At 70.1% G+C, this 15,074-nt stretch carries 16 protein-coding genes; 9 read left to right on the plus strand and 7 right to left on the minus strand.

All coding sequences use genetic code 11. The annotated features are described in order from the left end of the window. Nucleotides 1-16 precede the first annotated feature (16 nt). The 3 genes from EER30_RS34285 (at nucleotide 17) to EER30_RS48985 (ending at nucleotide 2,344) form a co-directional block, all read left to right on the plus strand. Nucleotides 17-649, plus strand: coding sequence for a GNAT family N-acetyltransferase (locus EER30_RS34285; RefSeq protein ID WP_127504832.1), 633 nt, complete (start codon nucleotides 17-19; stop codon nucleotides 647-649). Nucleotides 650-872: 223 nt separating this feature from the next. After that, nucleotides 873-1,826: a DNA polymerase III subunit delta gene (gene holA / locus EER30_RS34290; protein WP_127505098.1), complete on the plus strand. Its 954-nt coding sequence runs from the start codon at nucleotides 873-875 to the stop codon at nucleotides 1,824-1,826. Then, nucleotides 1,823-2,344, plus strand: a complete 522-nt coding sequence (locus EER30_RS48985; protein ID WP_240670473.1) for a hypothetical protein — start codon at nucleotides 1,823-1,825, stop codon at nucleotides 2,342-2,344. The genes holA and EER30_RS48985 overlap by 4 nt, the downstream gene beginning before the upstream one ends. A gap of 540 nt (nucleotides 2,345-2,884) precedes the next feature. Here the strand turns inward: EER30_RS48985 and rpsT are convergent. Both rpsT and EER30_RS34305 read right to left on the minus strand, forming a co-directional pair. Beyond that, on the minus strand, nucleotides 2,885-3,151 hold the full coding sequence (rpsT, locus tag EER30_RS34300; protein WP_127504834.1) for a 30S ribosomal protein S20: 267 nt from the start codon (nucleotides 3,149-3,151) through the stop codon (nucleotides 2,885-2,887). Nucleotides 3,152-3,336: 185 nt separating this feature from the next. Beyond that, entirely contained in the window at nucleotides 3,337-4,305 is a 969-nt protein-coding gene (locus tag EER30_RS34305; RefSeq protein WP_127504836.1) for a phosphotransferase, read from the minus strand. Nucleotides 4,306-4,359: 54 nt separating this feature from the next. Between EER30_RS34305 and EER30_RS34310 the strand changes: the two genes are divergently transcribed. The 4 genes from EER30_RS34310 to EER30_RS34325 all read left to right on the plus strand — a co-directional run bounded on the left by EER30_RS34310 (nucleotide 4,360) and on the right by EER30_RS34325 (nucleotide 8,108). Further along, the gene (locus EER30_RS34310; protein ID WP_127504839.1) at nucleotides 4,360-4,893 is read left to right on the plus strand and encodes a DUF4240 domain-containing protein; all 534 of its coding nucleotides are present in this window, start codon (nucleotides 4,360-4,362) and stop codon (nucleotides 4,891-4,893) included. A 125-nt stretch (nucleotides 4,894-5,018) separates the two neighbouring features. Further along, nucleotides 5,019-5,738 carry an MOSC domain-containing protein gene (locus EER30_RS34315; RefSeq protein WP_127504841.1) on the plus strand — a complete coding sequence of 240 codons (720 nt, stop codon included), beginning with the start codon at nucleotides 5,019-5,021 and terminating at the stop codon, nucleotides 5,736-5,738. A gap of 131 nt (nucleotides 5,739-5,869) precedes the next feature. After that, the gene (lepA, locus tag EER30_RS34320; protein WP_127504843.1) at nucleotides 5,870-7,750 is read left to right on the plus strand and encodes a translation elongation factor 4; all 1,881 of its coding nucleotides are present in this window, start codon (nucleotides 5,870-5,872) and stop codon (nucleotides 7,748-7,750) included. Between the two features lie 82 nt (nucleotides 7,751-7,832). Beyond that, the gene (locus tag EER30_RS34325) at nucleotides 7,833-8,108 is read left to right on the plus strand and encodes a GlsB/YeaQ/YmgE family stress response membrane protein (protein ID WP_127504845.1); all 276 of its coding nucleotides are present in this window, start codon (nucleotides 7,833-7,835) and stop codon (nucleotides 8,106-8,108) included. 126 nt (nucleotides 8,109-8,234) lie between these two features. Here EER30_RS34325 and EER30_RS34330 read toward each other — a convergent pair whose 3' ends face one another. After that, entirely contained in the window at nucleotides 8,235-8,897 is a 663-nt protein-coding gene (locus EER30_RS34330; protein WP_127504847.1) for an alpha/beta hydrolase, read from the minus strand. Between the two features lie 78 nt (nucleotides 8,898-8,975). On the opposite strand from EER30_RS34330, the gene EER30_RS34335 reads away from it, so the two are divergent. Next, a complete protein-coding gene (locus tag EER30_RS34335) occupies nucleotides 8,976-9,611 on the plus strand; it encodes a TetR/AcrR family transcriptional regulator (RefSeq protein WP_127504849.1) in 636 nt (211 codons plus the stop codon). A gap of 6 nt (nucleotides 9,612-9,617) precedes the next feature. Here the strand turns inward: EER30_RS34335 and EER30_RS34340 are convergent, their stop codons facing one another. The 3 genes from EER30_RS34340 to EER30_RS34350 all read right to left on the minus strand — a co-directional run bounded on the left by EER30_RS34340 (nucleotide 9,618) and on the right by EER30_RS34350 (nucleotide 13,279). Further along, on the minus strand, nucleotides 9,618-11,432 hold the full coding sequence (locus EER30_RS34340; protein ID WP_240670474.1) for a PAS domain-containing protein: 1,815 nt from the start codon (nucleotides 11,430-11,432) through the stop codon (nucleotides 9,618-9,620). A gap of 140 nt (nucleotides 11,433-11,572) precedes the next feature. After that, nucleotides 11,573-12,436 (minus strand): hypothetical protein, encoded by an 864-nt coding sequence (locus tag EER30_RS34345; protein WP_127505102.1) that lies wholly within the window; start codon nucleotides 12,434-12,436, stop codon nucleotides 11,573-11,575. Between the two features lie 57 nt (nucleotides 12,437-12,493). Further along, nucleotides 12,494-13,279, minus strand: a complete 786-nt coding sequence (locus EER30_RS34350; protein WP_127504851.1) for an enoyl-CoA hydratase-related protein — start codon at nucleotides 13,277-13,279, stop codon at nucleotides 12,494-12,496. A gap of 43 nt (nucleotides 13,280-13,322) precedes the next feature. Here EER30_RS34350 and hemW point away from each other — a divergent pair, with 43 nt between their 5' ends. Further along, entirely contained in the window at nucleotides 13,323-14,525 is a 1,203-nt protein-coding gene (hemW, locus tag EER30_RS34355) for a radical SAM family heme chaperone HemW (RefSeq protein ID WP_127504853.1), read from the plus strand. Nucleotides 14,526-14,527: 2 nt separating this feature from the next. On the opposite strand, the gene EER30_RS34360 is transcribed toward hemW, so the two are convergent. Further along, nucleotides 14,528-15,046 (minus strand): DUF4870 domain-containing protein, encoded by a 519-nt coding sequence (locus EER30_RS34360; protein ID WP_127504855.1) that lies wholly within the window; start codon nucleotides 15,044-15,046, stop codon nucleotides 14,528-14,530. Nucleotides 15,047-15,074 lie beyond the last annotated feature (28 nt).

The raw sequence follows: 15,074 nt of genomic DNA on the forward strand, positions 1-15,074 counted from the left end.
GACGGAGAATGCCGGGATGGAGCGAGCGACGATCACCGTCGGCGACCTGCGGCTGCGGCCGTTCGAGGAAGCCGACATCCCCTGGGTTCATGAGGTCTCGCTCGATCCGCTGGTGCAGAAGTACCTGCAGATCCCGGTTCCCTACCACCTGAGTGACGCCTCGTACTTCGTTCGCGAGATGTGCGTCGCGGCCTGGGATGCCGGCACGCGAGCCGAGTTCGTGGTGGAGTCCGTCGGGCTGGTGAAGTCCGGCGGGCTTGGGGGCTCCGGCGGTTCCGCAGGCCCCGGCGACTCGGTGGGCTCCGGGGGACGGGTTCGGCTCGGGCGGGTTGGGCTGGGGCTGGACGGGGCGGGGGCGGGGCAGGTCGGGTATTGGATGGATCCGGCGGCTCGCGGGCGTGGGGTTGCCACGGCGGCGCTTCGGGCGTTGTGCGGGTGGGGATTCGGCGTGCTCGGGCTGGGGTTGATCGAGTGGCGGGCCGAAGTGGGGAACGTGGCGTCTCGGCGGGTGGCGGAGAAGGCCGGGTTCCGGGTCGAGGCGGTGCTTCGGCAGCGGCTCGTGCATCGCGGAGCGCGGGTGGACGCTTGGGTCGGCTCGATGCTGCCCGAAGAATTGCCGACACGCCCGGGGTCATCCGTTCAGGCATGAAATATCCCGGACAATGGGGGTCGATGTGCGGATGGACAGTCTTTTCCGGACTCGTAGACATCCAGCCTGATCGAGCATCGAACAGAACATCCGCGACATGGCCCGACGCCGATATGTCTGCTTTCGCATTCCCTGATCCACTGGTCTGCGCTAAGGAGTGAGGCCCGCGGAAACGTCAGCCCTTCGTGCAACGATATTGAGCGTGAACACCGCGCCCCCCGACATGTTGCTGCTCGTCCAAGGTGATGAGGAGCTGCTCGCCTCCCGCGCGGTTGCCGCCGCGGTCGAGGCGGCGCGGGCCGCGGAGCCCGGCGCCGACATCCGCGAATACGAGGGTGGCGCCCTGGCGGCCGGTGAGGTCGCCGAGATGCTGAGCCCGTCACTGTTCGGCGGCCGGCGCGTTCTCGTGATCCGTAGCGGTCAAGATGCCAAGAAAGACCTCATCACGGCCCTGGTGGCGTACGCGAAAAACCCCGACCCCGACGTCACGCTGATCGTCACCCACCTCGGCGGGGCCAAGGGCAAGGCTCTGGCCGACGGGCTGCGGGCAGCCGGGGCCACGGTCGTGCCGGCCGCGAAGCTGAAGGGCGACCGCGAGCGGATCGCCTTCGTGCGCGACGAGTTCCGGCGCAACGGCGGCAAATGTGACGAGGCGTCCGCGTCCGCGCTGCTCGCGTCGGTCGGCAACGACCTGCGAGAGATCGCGGCGGCCTGCTCCCAGCTCCTGGCCGACACCGACGGCAAGATCACCGAGGCGGTCGTCGCTCGCTACTACAAGGGCCGGGCCGAGGTCAGCGGCTTCACGGTGGCCGACGCGGTGATGATCGGCGACGTGCCGGCCGCCCTCGAAGCCCTGCGCTGGGCGCTGCACGTGGGCGTCGACCCGGTGCCGATCGCCGACGCGATCGCCGACGGCGTGCGCACGGTGGCCAAGGTCGCCTCGGCCGGGCGCGGAAATCCGTATCAGTTGGCCAGTTCGCTCGGCATGCCCGCCTGGAAGATCCAACGTGCCCAGGAGCGCAGCCGCGGCTGGACCCCCGAGGGCCTGGTCGACGCGATGCGGGCGGCCGCCGTGTGCAACGCCGCGGTCAAGGGCGGCGCGGAAGACCGCGGCTACGCGCTGGAACAGGCCGTCTTCGCCGTGGCCACGGCCCGTCGCTCGGGCGGGGCACGATGAGCCGGGCGGCGAACCCCGAGGCGGCCGCGTTCGTCGGGCATCGCCCGCTCTACGCCCGCGCGCTGCGCCTCAGGTTCCTGACGCCCAGCGGGTTCCTCTGCTTCGTCTTCCTCGAGGGCGCAGTCGCGCTCGGCATCCTGCTGGCCCTGGCTGAGCTGGTGAGCTGGTGGGGCGTGCTGGTGCTGCCCGCCACGGTCGCCATCATGGTCAAGCTCAACGACGCGATCGCCGGCTCGCTCACTCCGCCGGTGCCCGCGGGCGTGCCGCAAAGTTCAGGGCTGGGCGCCGTGGCTCGCTCGGCCGGCGCGGCGGCGCTGTCACCGCTGCGTCCCGCCGGAATGGCGCACGAGGCCGCCGCAGCCGGCTGGCCCCTGACTCGTCCGGGCGAAGACGTGACCACTCGCCTGCCCGCCGTGGTCGACGGCGTGCGAGGCGTTCCGGTCAAGCGTCCCTGGGCCGAGCACGCCGACGCCCAGCAACAGTGGATCCGTCAGTCAGCGACCCGCCGCTACGAGTGAGCCCACCGGCCCGAGACCGGGCCGGACCCGAACGCCTCCGCGAACTGGCGTTATGCCCGTCAGCGGGGCGGATCGACGTGGCGGCGCGGGCGGCTGGGCGGTACGGGGGCGGATGGACCGCCAGCGCCGCCGCCCACCACGCGCCCGCGCAGACGAGGCCCACTCCATCAGTTTGGCGGCATCGGTAGTGCGTTTGGGCGTCAGCTCGAGCAAGGGCGTTGAGGGCGTCCAGGGCGCGTTGCACGTCCAGGGCTTTGAGGGCGTCCACCGCGAATTCGCCGGGCAGGAGCAGGCCCGAACCGAGGGGCGGCGGACGCCGACGGTGATCGGTCCGAGTTGGTTTGATCACCGATGGTGAACGTCACCAGTCAGCGCGCATCACCGGACGACTGGAGCCCGGATACGCAAACGACTCCGGGCACCGCTTCGGACTCGAGGTCCGACGATGCCCGGAGTGTGGTCGACGGATCGCCCGCTCCTCGCTGAGCGGGAGCGTCGGCGATCCCGGCAGTCACGCGGGGCGTGACCGACAGAATGAGATCAGGCGGACAGCGACGCGATGCGCTTGGCGATGGCCGACTTGCGGTTCGCCGCCTGGTTCTTGTGGATGACGCCCTTGCTGACGGCCTTGTCGAGCTGACGAGAGGCGTCACGCAGCAGCGTGGTGGCGGTCTGGCTGTCGCCGGCCTCGCTCGCCTCGTTGAGCTTGCGGATCACGGTCTTCAGCGACGACTTGACCGACTTGTTGCGCAGCCGGGCCTTCTCGTTCTGCCGGTTGCGCTTGATCTGGGACTTGATGTTCGCCACGCGACAGCCTTGTCCTGACTAGGTGTTCGGAAATGGTCTCAGCGGGTTGGTCGCCTCTGTCAACTTTTCACAGCGAGAGCTGAGAACAGCGAACAAGGGCGCGTCACCACACGCGATGAATCAGATTACCAGCACCCGAGTGAGCCACCAAAACGGTGGTCCCTGGTCACGGCTTCGCGGCCCCGCTACCAGCCCCGGCGATCGGCCAGCCAGGCCAGCGCCTGCTCGCCGCTGAAGCGCTGGTGCTGGCGGCTGTGAGGGGAGGCGCTGCTCGGCCCGTCGTCGGCCCGCACCAGCCAATATCCGGCCAGGGCGGCCAGCGCGCCGTCGACGCCCTCGGGCGGGGCGTTCCAGTCGGAGAGGTACGCGTCGGCGTCGAGCCCGCTGGCGAACGCGGTGACCAGCAGCGTGACCGTGTCGAACCAGGGGGCGCCCAGGCACGGCCAGGTCCAGTCGCACAGGTGGGCACGGCCGGAGCGGTCGATGAGCACGTTGTCGACGCGCAGGTCGCCGTGCATGAGGGCGCTGCCCGCAACCAGGCCGGGCGCTGCCTGTTCGAGCCGGGCCAGATGGGTCAACCGGGCCGGTGCCACGGTGCCGTGTGCCGTGCGGGGCATCGGCTCGCGGCCCGCGGCGATCTGGGACCACCAGGACATCTCGCGGCGCAGGATGTCGGGCAGCGCCGGCACGCCGACTTCGAGCAGTTCACGGCGCGGGGTGGTTAGCGACGCTGCCGCAGCCGACCAGGCCGACAGAGCGGCGTCCAGCTCGGGAGGCGACCACGGGAGGGCCGGCACGTGGCCCCGCACCGGCTCGAGGCACAGCACGAAATGGTCCGATTCGACCATCGTCCAGAGCGGCCGGGGTGCGGCCACGTCGCGGGGCAACAGCGACGTGATCGACGCCTCACGGGCGTACCAGTCGGAGGTTGGATCTTGCAAGGGTGCGGCCTTCACGAAGGCGGTCAGGCCCGCCGAGGTCGTCAGGACCGCGGCGAAAGCCCTGGTGAAGCCACCCCCGGCGCTGCGTGCGCCGACGACCGGCGCGCCGAGGCGGGCGGAGATCGCCTCGCGGAGGTTTTCCGGCAGATCCGACCATTCCGGGCGTACGGCGGTGGAGCCGTATTGCACGTCGGGGAGCGAAACGGTTCGCACGGTTCCATCCTGCCCTGCCGAAGTTTGTCGTACCCCACTGGCAGGATCGTCTCCATGAGAACCGACGACTTCTGGGCGGTCATCAGCCGCGCGACCGCCGATCGGCCCGCTTCGCCCGCCGATGTGGCCAAACGCGCCGTGGCCGACCTCGCCACCCGCGATCCTGAGGAGATCGTGGCCTGGGGTCGCCATCTCGACAAGGTCATGGTCGCCTCGGGCACGCAAGATCTGTGGGCGGCGGCCTATCTGATCAACGGGGGCTGCTCCGACGAGGGCTTCGATAGCTTCCGGGGCTGGCTGATCGCGCACGGGCGCGATGCTGTGGCCCGCTCGGTCAAATCGCCCGACGCGCTGGCCGACGTCGCCGTGGTGCAAGCGGCGGCCGACACCGGCACGGTCTTCGAGGCCGAAGAGGTGCTGTCCATCGCGGCCGAGGCCTACACCCAGGCCACCGGCGAAGAGCTCCCGGCGGCCGACCGGCCGGTGACCCGGCCCGACTCCGCCGACCTGTGGGATTTCGACAACGAGGAGGAGATGCAGCGCCGCCTGCCGAAGCTGTCCGCGCTGTTCCTGGCCCCGCCCGACTGACGGCCGTTTCACCGCGGGCTGACAACCGCTTCACCGCGGCTGACAACCGCTTCACCGCGGGCTGGCGGCCGCCTCGTGGGAAACCGGGTCGAGCAAGGTGGCCGGGTTCGGCGAGACTGCGACGCATGGAACCTGTGCGTGGGGCCGTGGCCTCGGTCAGCCGCAACGACGTCTACTCGTTCACCAAGCCGGTGCGCGACGAGATCGTCCTGGTGGCGGGGCTCGGGGTCGAGGGCGACTCGCACGCGGGGGTGCACGTGCGGCATCAGGGCCGGGTGCGGGCTGACCCGACGCAGCCCAACCTGCGGCAGGTGCACCTGATCCACGAGGAGCTGTTCGCCGAGGTGGCGGCCAAGGGCTACGAGGTGCGGCCGGGCAACCTGGGTGAGAACGTGACGACCCGCGGGCTCGACCTGCTGGGCCTGCCGGTGGGCACGATCCTGCGGTTCGGCCCGGCCGCCGAGCCCGTGCCGGACGATCCTGGGTCCGACGACGCGCTCGCGGGGGTGCTGCGGGCGGCTGAGGCGGCGACGCTGGACGAGAGCACGGCTCGGGCTGCGCGGGCGGTGCGGGCCGCGGCGGGGCGGGAGGCTGCCGCTGAGCGGGCACGGGGAGTGGATTCGCGGGCCGCGCTGGTGGTGGCGGGGCTTCGGAACCCGTGTGCGCAGATCAACGGGTTCCGGCCGGGGCTGCTCAAGGAAGTGATCGGGCAGGACGAGAACGGTGACGTCGTGCGCAAGGGTGGGGTCATGGCGGTCGTCCTGCGAGGCGGCGTGGTCCGGCCCGGCGACGTGATCACCGCCGAGCTGCCACCGGAGCCTCATGCGCCGCTGGAACGGGTGTGACGGGGCGGGAGCGCGGAGGGGTGGGCGGGCTGCTTGAGCGGGTGTGAGTGGGCCGTCCGCGCGGGCGTGGGACGATAGAACTCACCGGCGGGCTCGCCGGCCTCTCGCAGATCGCTAAAGAACGGAAGACCGTGCCTGGACCGCTCGACCCCGGCGTGAACGTGATCGGTGCGACCGATCCCGCTCGCATCCGCAACTTCTGCATCATCGCCCACATCGACCACGGCAAGTCGACGCTGGCTGACCGCATGCTGCAGATCACCGGGGTGGTCGACCCGCGTCAGATGCGTGCGCAATACCTCGACCGCATGGACATCGAACGCGAACGCGGCATCACCATCAAGTCGCAGGCCGTCCGCATGCCCTGGACGGTGCGCGAGGGCGATCAAAAGGGTGAGACCGCGGTCCTCAACATGATCGACACCCCGGGCCACGTCGACTTCACGTACGAGGTGTCGCGGAGCCTGGCCGCCTGTGAGGGCGCGGTCCTGCTGGTCGACGCCGCGCAGGGCATCGAGGCGCAGACCCTCGCCAACCTGTACCTGGCGATGGAGAACGACCTGCACATCGTCCCGGTGCTCAACAAGATCGACCTGCCGGCCGCGCAGCCCGAGAAGTACGCCGAGGAGCTCGCGAAGCTGATCGGCTGCGAGCCGGGCGACGTGCTGCGGGTGTCCGGCAAGACCGGCGTGGGCGTCGACCACCTGCTCGACGAGATCGTGCGGCAGTTCAAGCCGCCGGTCGGTGACGCCGCCGCCCCGGCCCGCGCGATGATCTTCGACTCCGTCTACGACGTCTACCGCGGCGTGGTGACGTACGTCAGGGTCATCGACGGCCGCATCGAGGCGCGCGACCGCATCAAGATGATGTCGACCGGCGCCGTGCACGAGCTGCTCGAGATCGGTGTCGTCTCGCCCGAGATGGAAAAGGCCGGCGCGCTCGGCGTCGGCGAGGTCGGCTACCTGATCACCGGTGTGAAGGACGTTCGCCAGTCCCGCGTCGGCGACACGGTCACCGGCAACGTCCGGCCCGCCAAAGAGGCGCTCGGCGGCTACAAAGATCCGAAGCCGATGGTCTACTCCGGTCTCTACCCGATCGACGGCTCCGACTACCCGGCGCTGCGCGACGCGCTCGACAAGCTCAAGCTCAACGACGCCGCGCTCGTCTACGAGCCCGAAACGTCGGCGGCGCTCGGCTTCGGCTTCCGCGTCGGCTATCTGGGCCTGCTCCACCTCGAGATCATCGGTGAGCGGCTGGAGCGCGAGTTCAACCTCGACCTGATCTCGACCGCGCCCAACGTGGTCTACAGCGTTTACACCGAGGACGGCGAGGAACGCGTCGTCACCAACCCGAGCGAGTTCCCCAACGGCAAGATCGCCGAGATCCACGAGCCGGTCGTACGCGCGACCGTGCTGGTGCCGAACGAATACGTCGGCGCCGTCATGGAGCTCTGCCAGAGCCGCCGCGGCATGCTGCTCGGCATGGAATACCTCTCGGCCGAGCGCGTCGAGCTGCGCTACACGCTGCCCCTCGCCGAGATCATCTTCGACTTCTTCGACCAGCTCAAGAGCAAGACGAAGGGCTACGCGTCGCTCGACTACGAGACCTCCGGCGAGCAGGTGGCCGACCTCGTCAAGGTCGACATCCTGTTGCACGGCGAGCCCGTCGACGCGTTCAGCGCCATCGTGCACAAGGACAAGGCCTATGCGTACGGGGTCACGATGGCCTCGAAGCTGCAGAAGCTGATTCCTCGGCAGCAGTTCGAGGTGCCGATCCAGGCGGCCATCGGTAGCCGGATTATCGCCCGCGAGACCATCCGCGCGATCCGCAAGGACGTGCTCGCCAAGTGCTACGGCGGTGACATCAGCCGTAAGCGCAAGCTGCTCGAGAAGCAGAAGGAAGGCAAGAAGCGGATGAAGATGGTCGGCCGGGTCGAGGTGCCGCAGGAGGCGTTCATCGCCGCCCTGTCCACCTCTGACGCTCCGGACCCTAAGGGAGCAAACAAAAAATAAAGCGGTTTGGGTTTCTGGACCCTCGGGAACTCTGGGGCTCGACGGACGCAACACATGCTCCACCCCCGAGGAGGAACCCCCAATGACGGTTACCGGCATCATCACCGCGATCATCGTCGGTCTCATCATCGGCGCCCTGGGCCGCCTGGTCGTACCCGGCAAGCAGAACATCCCGATCTGGCTGACCCTGGTCATCGGTGTCGTGGCCGCGCTGCTGGGCACGGTCCTGGCCCGCGCGACCGGTGTTGCCGACACCAAGGGCTTCGACTGGATCGAGTTCCTGTTCCAGATCGTCCTGGCCGCCATCGGTGTGGCTCTGGTGGCCGGCTACGGCAGCCGTCGTCGCATCACCCGATAACTGAACGACGACGAAGCGCCGGACCGATGCGGTCCGGCGCTTCGTTCGTGCGCGGCGGGAAATCAGCGGTTTCGGGTCAGCGGCGCGCGTTCGGCGACATCAATGTTCCTCGGAGGCGCCGGGCTTCTACCCGCGGGCGATCTCGTCGAGGATCGCGGCCAGCTCGGCCGGGCGGGACAGGAAGGGTGAGTGGCTGGTGGCCATGCGGCGTACGTCCTTGGCCCGGGTGGCCAGCCGCTCCTGCAGGTCGACCGGGAATTTCGCGTCCTCTGTGGTCACGATGTAGGTCGATGGCACGTCGTGCCATGCGGCTGCCGTGGTGCGGTCGGCCCACGGCTGCACACGCTGGTCGACCAGGCGGCTGACGGCCAGCTCGCCGATCGGGGCGGGAACGTCGGCGTAGAGCTGGGCGCGCGGATCGTCACCGATCGGGAACAGGCCCTCGGCCGACTCCGGGTCCGGCATGCCGTGGATCGAGAACATCGACTCGTCGACGTCGGGAACGTAGGCGGCCAGATAGACCAGGTGCCGCACGTTCGGCAGGCCGGCCGCGCCCTCGGTGACCGGGATGCCGCCGTAGGAGTGGCCCAGCACGACGGCCGGCCCGTCCACCGCCTCGATGGCTGCGCGGACCGCCGCCGCGTCCTCGCGCAGGCCGCCGCGCGGGTCGGGGCCGGTGGTCGGCAACTTCACCGCGAGGCTCGGGTGGCCGAGCGCATCGAGCTCACCGCGCAACAGGTCGTAGGTCGACGGCAGGTGCCATGCGCCGGGCACGAGAACGAAGTTCATGAGGGGCTTCCTTCAAATCAGACACTTACTCGGACAGTCTGTCCGAATAAGCGTAGGGCAGCCGTCTAAAATTCCGCCATGCCTTCTGTCACTCGCCGGCTTGCGGCCGGAGCGAAACGCCGGGCCGACGTCGACGCCAAGATCATCGAGGCGACCGAACGGCTGCTGGCCGAGGGCGCGAGCTTCACCGAGCTGAGCATGCAGCGGCTCGCCGCCGAGGCGGGCGTCGCCCGATCGACGATGTATCTGCACTTCCGCGACAAGACCGAGCTGCTGCTGCGCCTGATCGACACCCTCGCTGCCGGGGCGCTCGACCTGATCAGGGAAGGGCCGCCCACCGAAGGGCTCGCGGGCATGACCGCCGCCATGGTGCGCGACATGGCCTACTACCGGCAGCGGCGGCACCTGCTGGCCGCGGTGCTCGAGGTGACCGCGTACGACCCGGTGGCGCGCGACGTCTGGGACGGCGAGCTGCGACGCTTCGTCGAGCAGGGCGAGGAGTGGCTGCTCGCCGAGCAGAAGGCCGGTCGTACCGCCGCCGGTCTCGACCCGGCCACAGCAGCGCGGGTCATCGTGTGGGGCGGCTTTCAGGTGATCGCCCACCAGGTGCTGGCCGGCGCGCCCGAGCAGGACGAGAGGGTCGCCCGCGAGCTGGCCCTGTTCGAGTGGCACGGCGCGTTCCGCCGGCCGGACAAGGAACCGGACGACGAATAGCGCGGGTCAGTAACGGAACTTGTGCTGGGCGCTGCGCCGGTTGATCCAGGCGGGGAGCTCGTCGAGGTTGTCCCTGCGTGGCCGGCGGTCGATCGCCTCCTGGGCGTCGGTGACGTTGTGCATCGTCACGACGAAGCCCTGCACCAGACGATCTTCGCGAAGGTCACGATAGGTGGCCTCGACCAGGGTCTGGCTGTGGTCGGGGCGGCGCAGGGCGCAGAACATCGTGCCGTCGCCCCCGGCGGCGAACGCCCGGCGGATCTGGCCGCGGTCGTCCGGGTGGACCAGGTCTTCCAGGGTGGCCAGCGGGGAGAGCTGGTCGTCGCCCATGAGGTCGTGCAGGGCGGGGCTGGCGTAGCGGATGCGCTGGTCCTCGTCGAGCACGAGCATCAGGTCGGCGGTGTTGCTGATGACGGCGCGCAGATAGAGGTCGCTGTCGCGGCGGCCGACGGCCTCGACCAGGCTGATGCGGTCGAGGGCGAGCGCGGCCTGTCCGGCGAGGACCTCGAGGGCGTCGTGAGCGGCGGTCAGGGCCTCGCGGTGCCCGGTCAGCACCAGGGCACCCCCGCTCGGCCGGGCCACAGCCAGAGGTTCGAGCCACAACGGGCAGACGAGCGTCGCCTCCTCGTCGACGGCGCCGGCCGAAACGCGGGAGCCGGTCGAGCCGATGGCGCCGGGCCAGAAACGGAGACGCTTGAGCCAGCGACCAGCGACGGTGGCAGCGGGCGAGGGGACTGCGGGCGAGGGGACTGCGGGCGAGGGGACTGCGGGCGAGGGGACTGCGGGCGAGGGGGCCGCGACGATCGTGATCGGAGCCTCCACCCACCAGCTGCGCGGCCGCGGGCCGGCGGCCGCCGGTGGCAGTTCCAGGGCGGCCAGCTGGCGGTCGTCGGTCGCGAAGACCACCCGGCGGACGGCCTCGGGCGGCAGCAGAGCCGCCACCCCGGCGCGGACCGCCTCGTCGACGGCCGGGATGTCGGCCGCGGAGACCAGTTCGGCGGTCGCGTGGCGCAGACCCCGCTCGCGGGCCAGGGCCTGGGCGCTGAGCGTGACCGAGTCGGCCAGGCGGGTGATTGTCAGGGTCAGGGTGATCGCGCCCGCGATGGCGATCGGCACGCCGTCGCGGACGGTGCCGTCCAGTGCCTCGATCAGCAGGACGACCGGCGGGGTCGCCACCGAGACGCCCAGCAGGGCGGCCCAGTGACCCCGCCACGACGGTGCGCGCGGCGGCATCGGCTGGGTCAGGCGCACCATCGACGGATGCAGCGCGGCCAGGCCCCAGGCGACGTAGAGGACGCGGAAGCCGGATTCCGAGGCCTCGGACTCGAACAGCGGGAAGAGGATGTCGCTGGCGAGCAGGCCGACCGAGCCGGCCAGCAGCAGCATGGCTGAGACGTTGCGGCCGGTCGCGAGGTTGAGCCGCAGCGCCACCGCGATGAGCAGCAGCGAGCCGATCACGTCGGAGGCCGAGATGCGGCCGAGGGGTCCGTTGTCGGCGATGATGAAGACCCAGACGACCAGCAGGGCGGCGCAGGCGAAGGCGAGCAGGTCGATCAGGCGGGCGCGGTCGACGAGCACCGAGCCGCCCTGGGTCAGGCGCAGCAGGGCCAGCGCCACCAGCACGAACATCGCGAGATAGAAGCCCGTGGCCGCGGACATCTCGTGGAAGGCGTAGAAGACGTCACCGACCGCGAGCGCGGCCACCGCTCCGGCGAGCAGCAGCCAGGGACAGACGCGGGCGGGCCGGTGCCATCGCAATCCAACGATGATCGCCGTGCAACTGCCGGCACCCAGGAGTATCCATTCGATCGCCCTTGACACGTCCTACTTAGTACCAGGGTGGTTGCTGTCTGTCCACGACGTCCTATACGCAACGCAACTGCGTACCTAAAACGCTCGTCATTACCGTCTGCGACCGCGTTTCGGCGCCGAAAGTTTCGGCGGGAAGCCGAAAGGCGAAGTCAGTCGAAGACTTCGGCGATCACCTGGCCGGCGCCGAGTACACCGTCCGCGGTCACCGCCTGCCACTTGCCGTCCGGGGCGTGCCATTCGCGATCGCCGAAACGTACCCGTTCGAGACCGGTTGCCGAGGCGTGCGCCACCAGCCAATGCGCGTAGCGCCAGCCCGAATTGGCGTCTTTGACCTGCACCGTGAGGCCGGCGGCCTGTTTCACCGTCGCCGACTCGGGCAGACGCTTGCCCCAGTCGAGCCGCAGACCCTCCATAAGCGCCGCGGCCGCCGCTGCCCCGCGCAGCGCCGGGGCCCCGCTCACGCTGCACTCCACCGCGCTGGTCGCACGGCCGGTGAGCGCCCGCGCCAGCACCGCGGATTCGTCGGCCCACTTCTCGTACGCATTGGGGTAGGCCGACCGCTGCACACGCTGGGCGGCGTCGGTGACCCGCATCTGCTGGTAGTTCTTGACCTTCTTGAGCGAGGAGTAGAACTTGTCGGCCGCGTACCGCGGGTCCTTGATCTGCTCGAACGTGCCCCAGCCCTGGCTGGGCCGCTGCTGGAAGAGCCCGACCGAGTCGCGGTCGCCGTTGTCGAGGTTCTCCAGCTTGGACTCCTGGAAGGCGGTGGCCAGCGCGATCACCACGGCTCGCTCGGGCATGCCCTTGCGCAGGCCCACGGCCGTGATCGTGGCGGCGTTGGCCATCTGCACGTAGTCGAGCGTCACCTCGCCGTCGGCCCGCACCGTGCACTCCGGACCGATCTGGGGCAGCTTGATGCCGCCGGAGAAGGTCTTGATGACGGCGAACACGCCCAGCGCACCGAGAAGCGCGACAATCGCGACTGCCACGACCGGTGTCTTGCGCACCCACACCCCCATCAAGTCTTCGTTCAGTCGACAAGAGTAGACAACGAAGTCACCCCTGACGGGTCACCCGCGTGTCGCCGGTGCGGCGGGAACCCAGGCGGCGGGCCGCTTCTCGCGGAAGGCGGCGACTCCTTCGCGCCCCTCGGCGGAACGGAAATACCCGGCCGAACGCGACGACAGTTCGGCCAGCTCGGCGCGGATGGGGCCGGAGGGCGTACGCCGCAGCAGTTGTTTGGTGCCGGCCAGCGCGAGCGGTCCGCCCAGCACGAGGCTCTCGCAGTAGCCGCGGACCTTGCCGTCGAGTTCCTCGGCGGTCACGGCCGCGGTGACGAGCCCGATCTCGGCCGCGCGCACGCCGTCGAAGACGTCGCCGGTGAGATAGAGCTCGGCGGCCGCGCGGGGCGCCAGCCGGGGCAGCACGGTCGCGCTGATCACGGCCGGGATGACGCCGAGGCGCACCTCGGAGAAGGCGAACGTGGCCTCGCGCGTGCAGACCGCGATGTCGGCCGCCGCGATCAGGCCGAGACCGCCGGCGCGGGCCGGGCCGGCGACGCGTGCGACGATCGGCTTGGGGAACTCCCACAGCGCGGCGAGCACGTCGGCGATCATCTCGGCGGGGACGCGGCCGGACGCGCGGGCCTCGGCGGTCTCCTTGAGGTCGGCGCCCGAGCAGAAGACCGGACCGGTGTGCGAGAGCACGACAGCTCGTACGTCGTTGTCGGTCAGAGCCTCGCCGAGCGCGTCGAGCAGCTCGCGCATGAGCGGGGTGGAGAGGGCGTTGCGGTTCGCCGGGGAATCCAGGGTCAGGGTGGTCAACCCGGCGTCGGTGACGGAACGGACCAGAGCCATGGCACGGAACCTTAGCGCCACGGCATGCGTGCACACTTGACGGATGGCCGGCGCACTCCCCGAAGGTGAACCCGTTCCCAGCGACGGGTCCCTCCCCCCTCAGGCGACGGCTCACGTCGGAAAAGACGGATTTGCCGTTTACGTGCATGTGCCGTTCTGCGCGAGCCGCTGCGGTTACTGCGACTTCAACACCTACACGGCGAGCGAGCTCGGCGGCGGTGTCAGCCGCGAGACGTACGCCGACACCGTCCTACAAGAGCTTAAGCTCGCCAAGCAACGCATAAATCCGGAAAAAGTCGACACGGTGTTCTTCGGGGGCGGCACACCGACCCTGCTGGGCGCGGACGACCTCGGTCGCATTCTCGAGGGCATCGACGACGCGTGGGGCCTGGCCCCGGGCGCCGAGATCACCACCGAAGCGAATCCCGAGTCGGTCGACCCCGCCTATTTACGCCGTCTCCGCCGGCACGGCTTCAACCGCATCTCGCTCGGCATGCAGTCGGCCGCCCCGGCCGTGCTGCGCATCCTCGATCGCAAACACACCGCGGGCCGCGCGCCGCAGGCCGCCACCGAGGCCCGCGAGGCCGGTTTCGACCACGTCAACCTCGATCTGATCTACGGCACGCCGGGGGAGACCGCCGACGACTTCGCCGAGTCGCTGCGCGCGGTGGTCGGCGCCGGTGTCGACCACGTCAGCGCGTACGCCCTGATCGTCGAGGACGGCACCCGCATGGCCGCCCGCATGAGGCGCGGCGAGATCCCGTTCCCGTCCGACGACGTCGCCGCCGACCGTTACCTGGCGGCCGAGGCGGCGCTGAGCGGGGCCGGCTTCGGGTGGTACGAGGTGTCGAACTGGGCGACCTCGGAGGACGCCCGCTGCCGGCACAACCTGCTCTACTGGACCGGCGCCGACTGGTGGGGCCTCGGGCCGGGCGCGCACAGCCACGTCGGCGGGGTGCGCTGGTGGAACGTCAAGCATCCGGCGGCGTACGCGGGACGGCTCTTGGAAGGTGTTTCGCCGGGTCAGGGCCGCGAACTGCTCAGCGACGAGGACCGCCACGTCGAGGACGTGATGTTGCGCGTGCGGCTGCGCGACGGCATCGCGCTCGACCGCGTCGACCAGGTGGGCGCCAAGCAAGCGCTGGCGAACGGGCTGCTCGACCCGGGGGCGTACGAGAGTGGTCGTCTCGTTCTCACCCTGCGTGGCCGCCTCCTGGCCGACGCGGTCATCCGCGACGTGGTCTGACGCTACTTGATCAAATTGACGGTCATCGGGTAGTTGTACGGCTCGTTGTTGCTGGCCTTCACCCCGGCGACGATGCCGAAGATGATCGCGACGAGCGTGGCGATCGGGATGATGACCAGGCCGATCCCGATGCAGACGGTGGCCCAGCCGATCAAGCCGACGACCGCCCAGACGATCTGGAAGTTCAGGGCCTTGATCGACTCGGCGCGCACCGCGGGCGACTGGGGGCCCTTGGCGAGCAGCGCGATCAACGGCGGGACCCAGCCGGCCAGACCGCCGCCGACGAGGGCGCCGACCGCGCCGCCGAAGTGGGCGATCAGCACCCAGGTCTTGTCGTCCTGGGAGGGCCCGGGGCGGTAGCCGGGAGGCGGCCCCTGATAGCCGTAGCCTGGGGAACCTTTGTAGGGCGGCGGCGGAGGCGGTGCCGATCCGGGGGCCGGGTCGTTAGGCGCATAAGGGTCGAACGGCCGGGTCGGGTCGTTCGGGTCTGGATCACCGGGCGGGCGCGGCGGTTCAGTCATGGTTTCACGGTAGAGCCGCAGTTCAACG

This window comes from Actinoplanes solisilvae (assembly GCF_003999975.1).
GTDB classification, from domain to species: Bacteria; Actinomycetota; Actinomycetes; order Mycobacteriales; family Micromonosporaceae; genus Actinoplanes; species Actinoplanes solisilvae.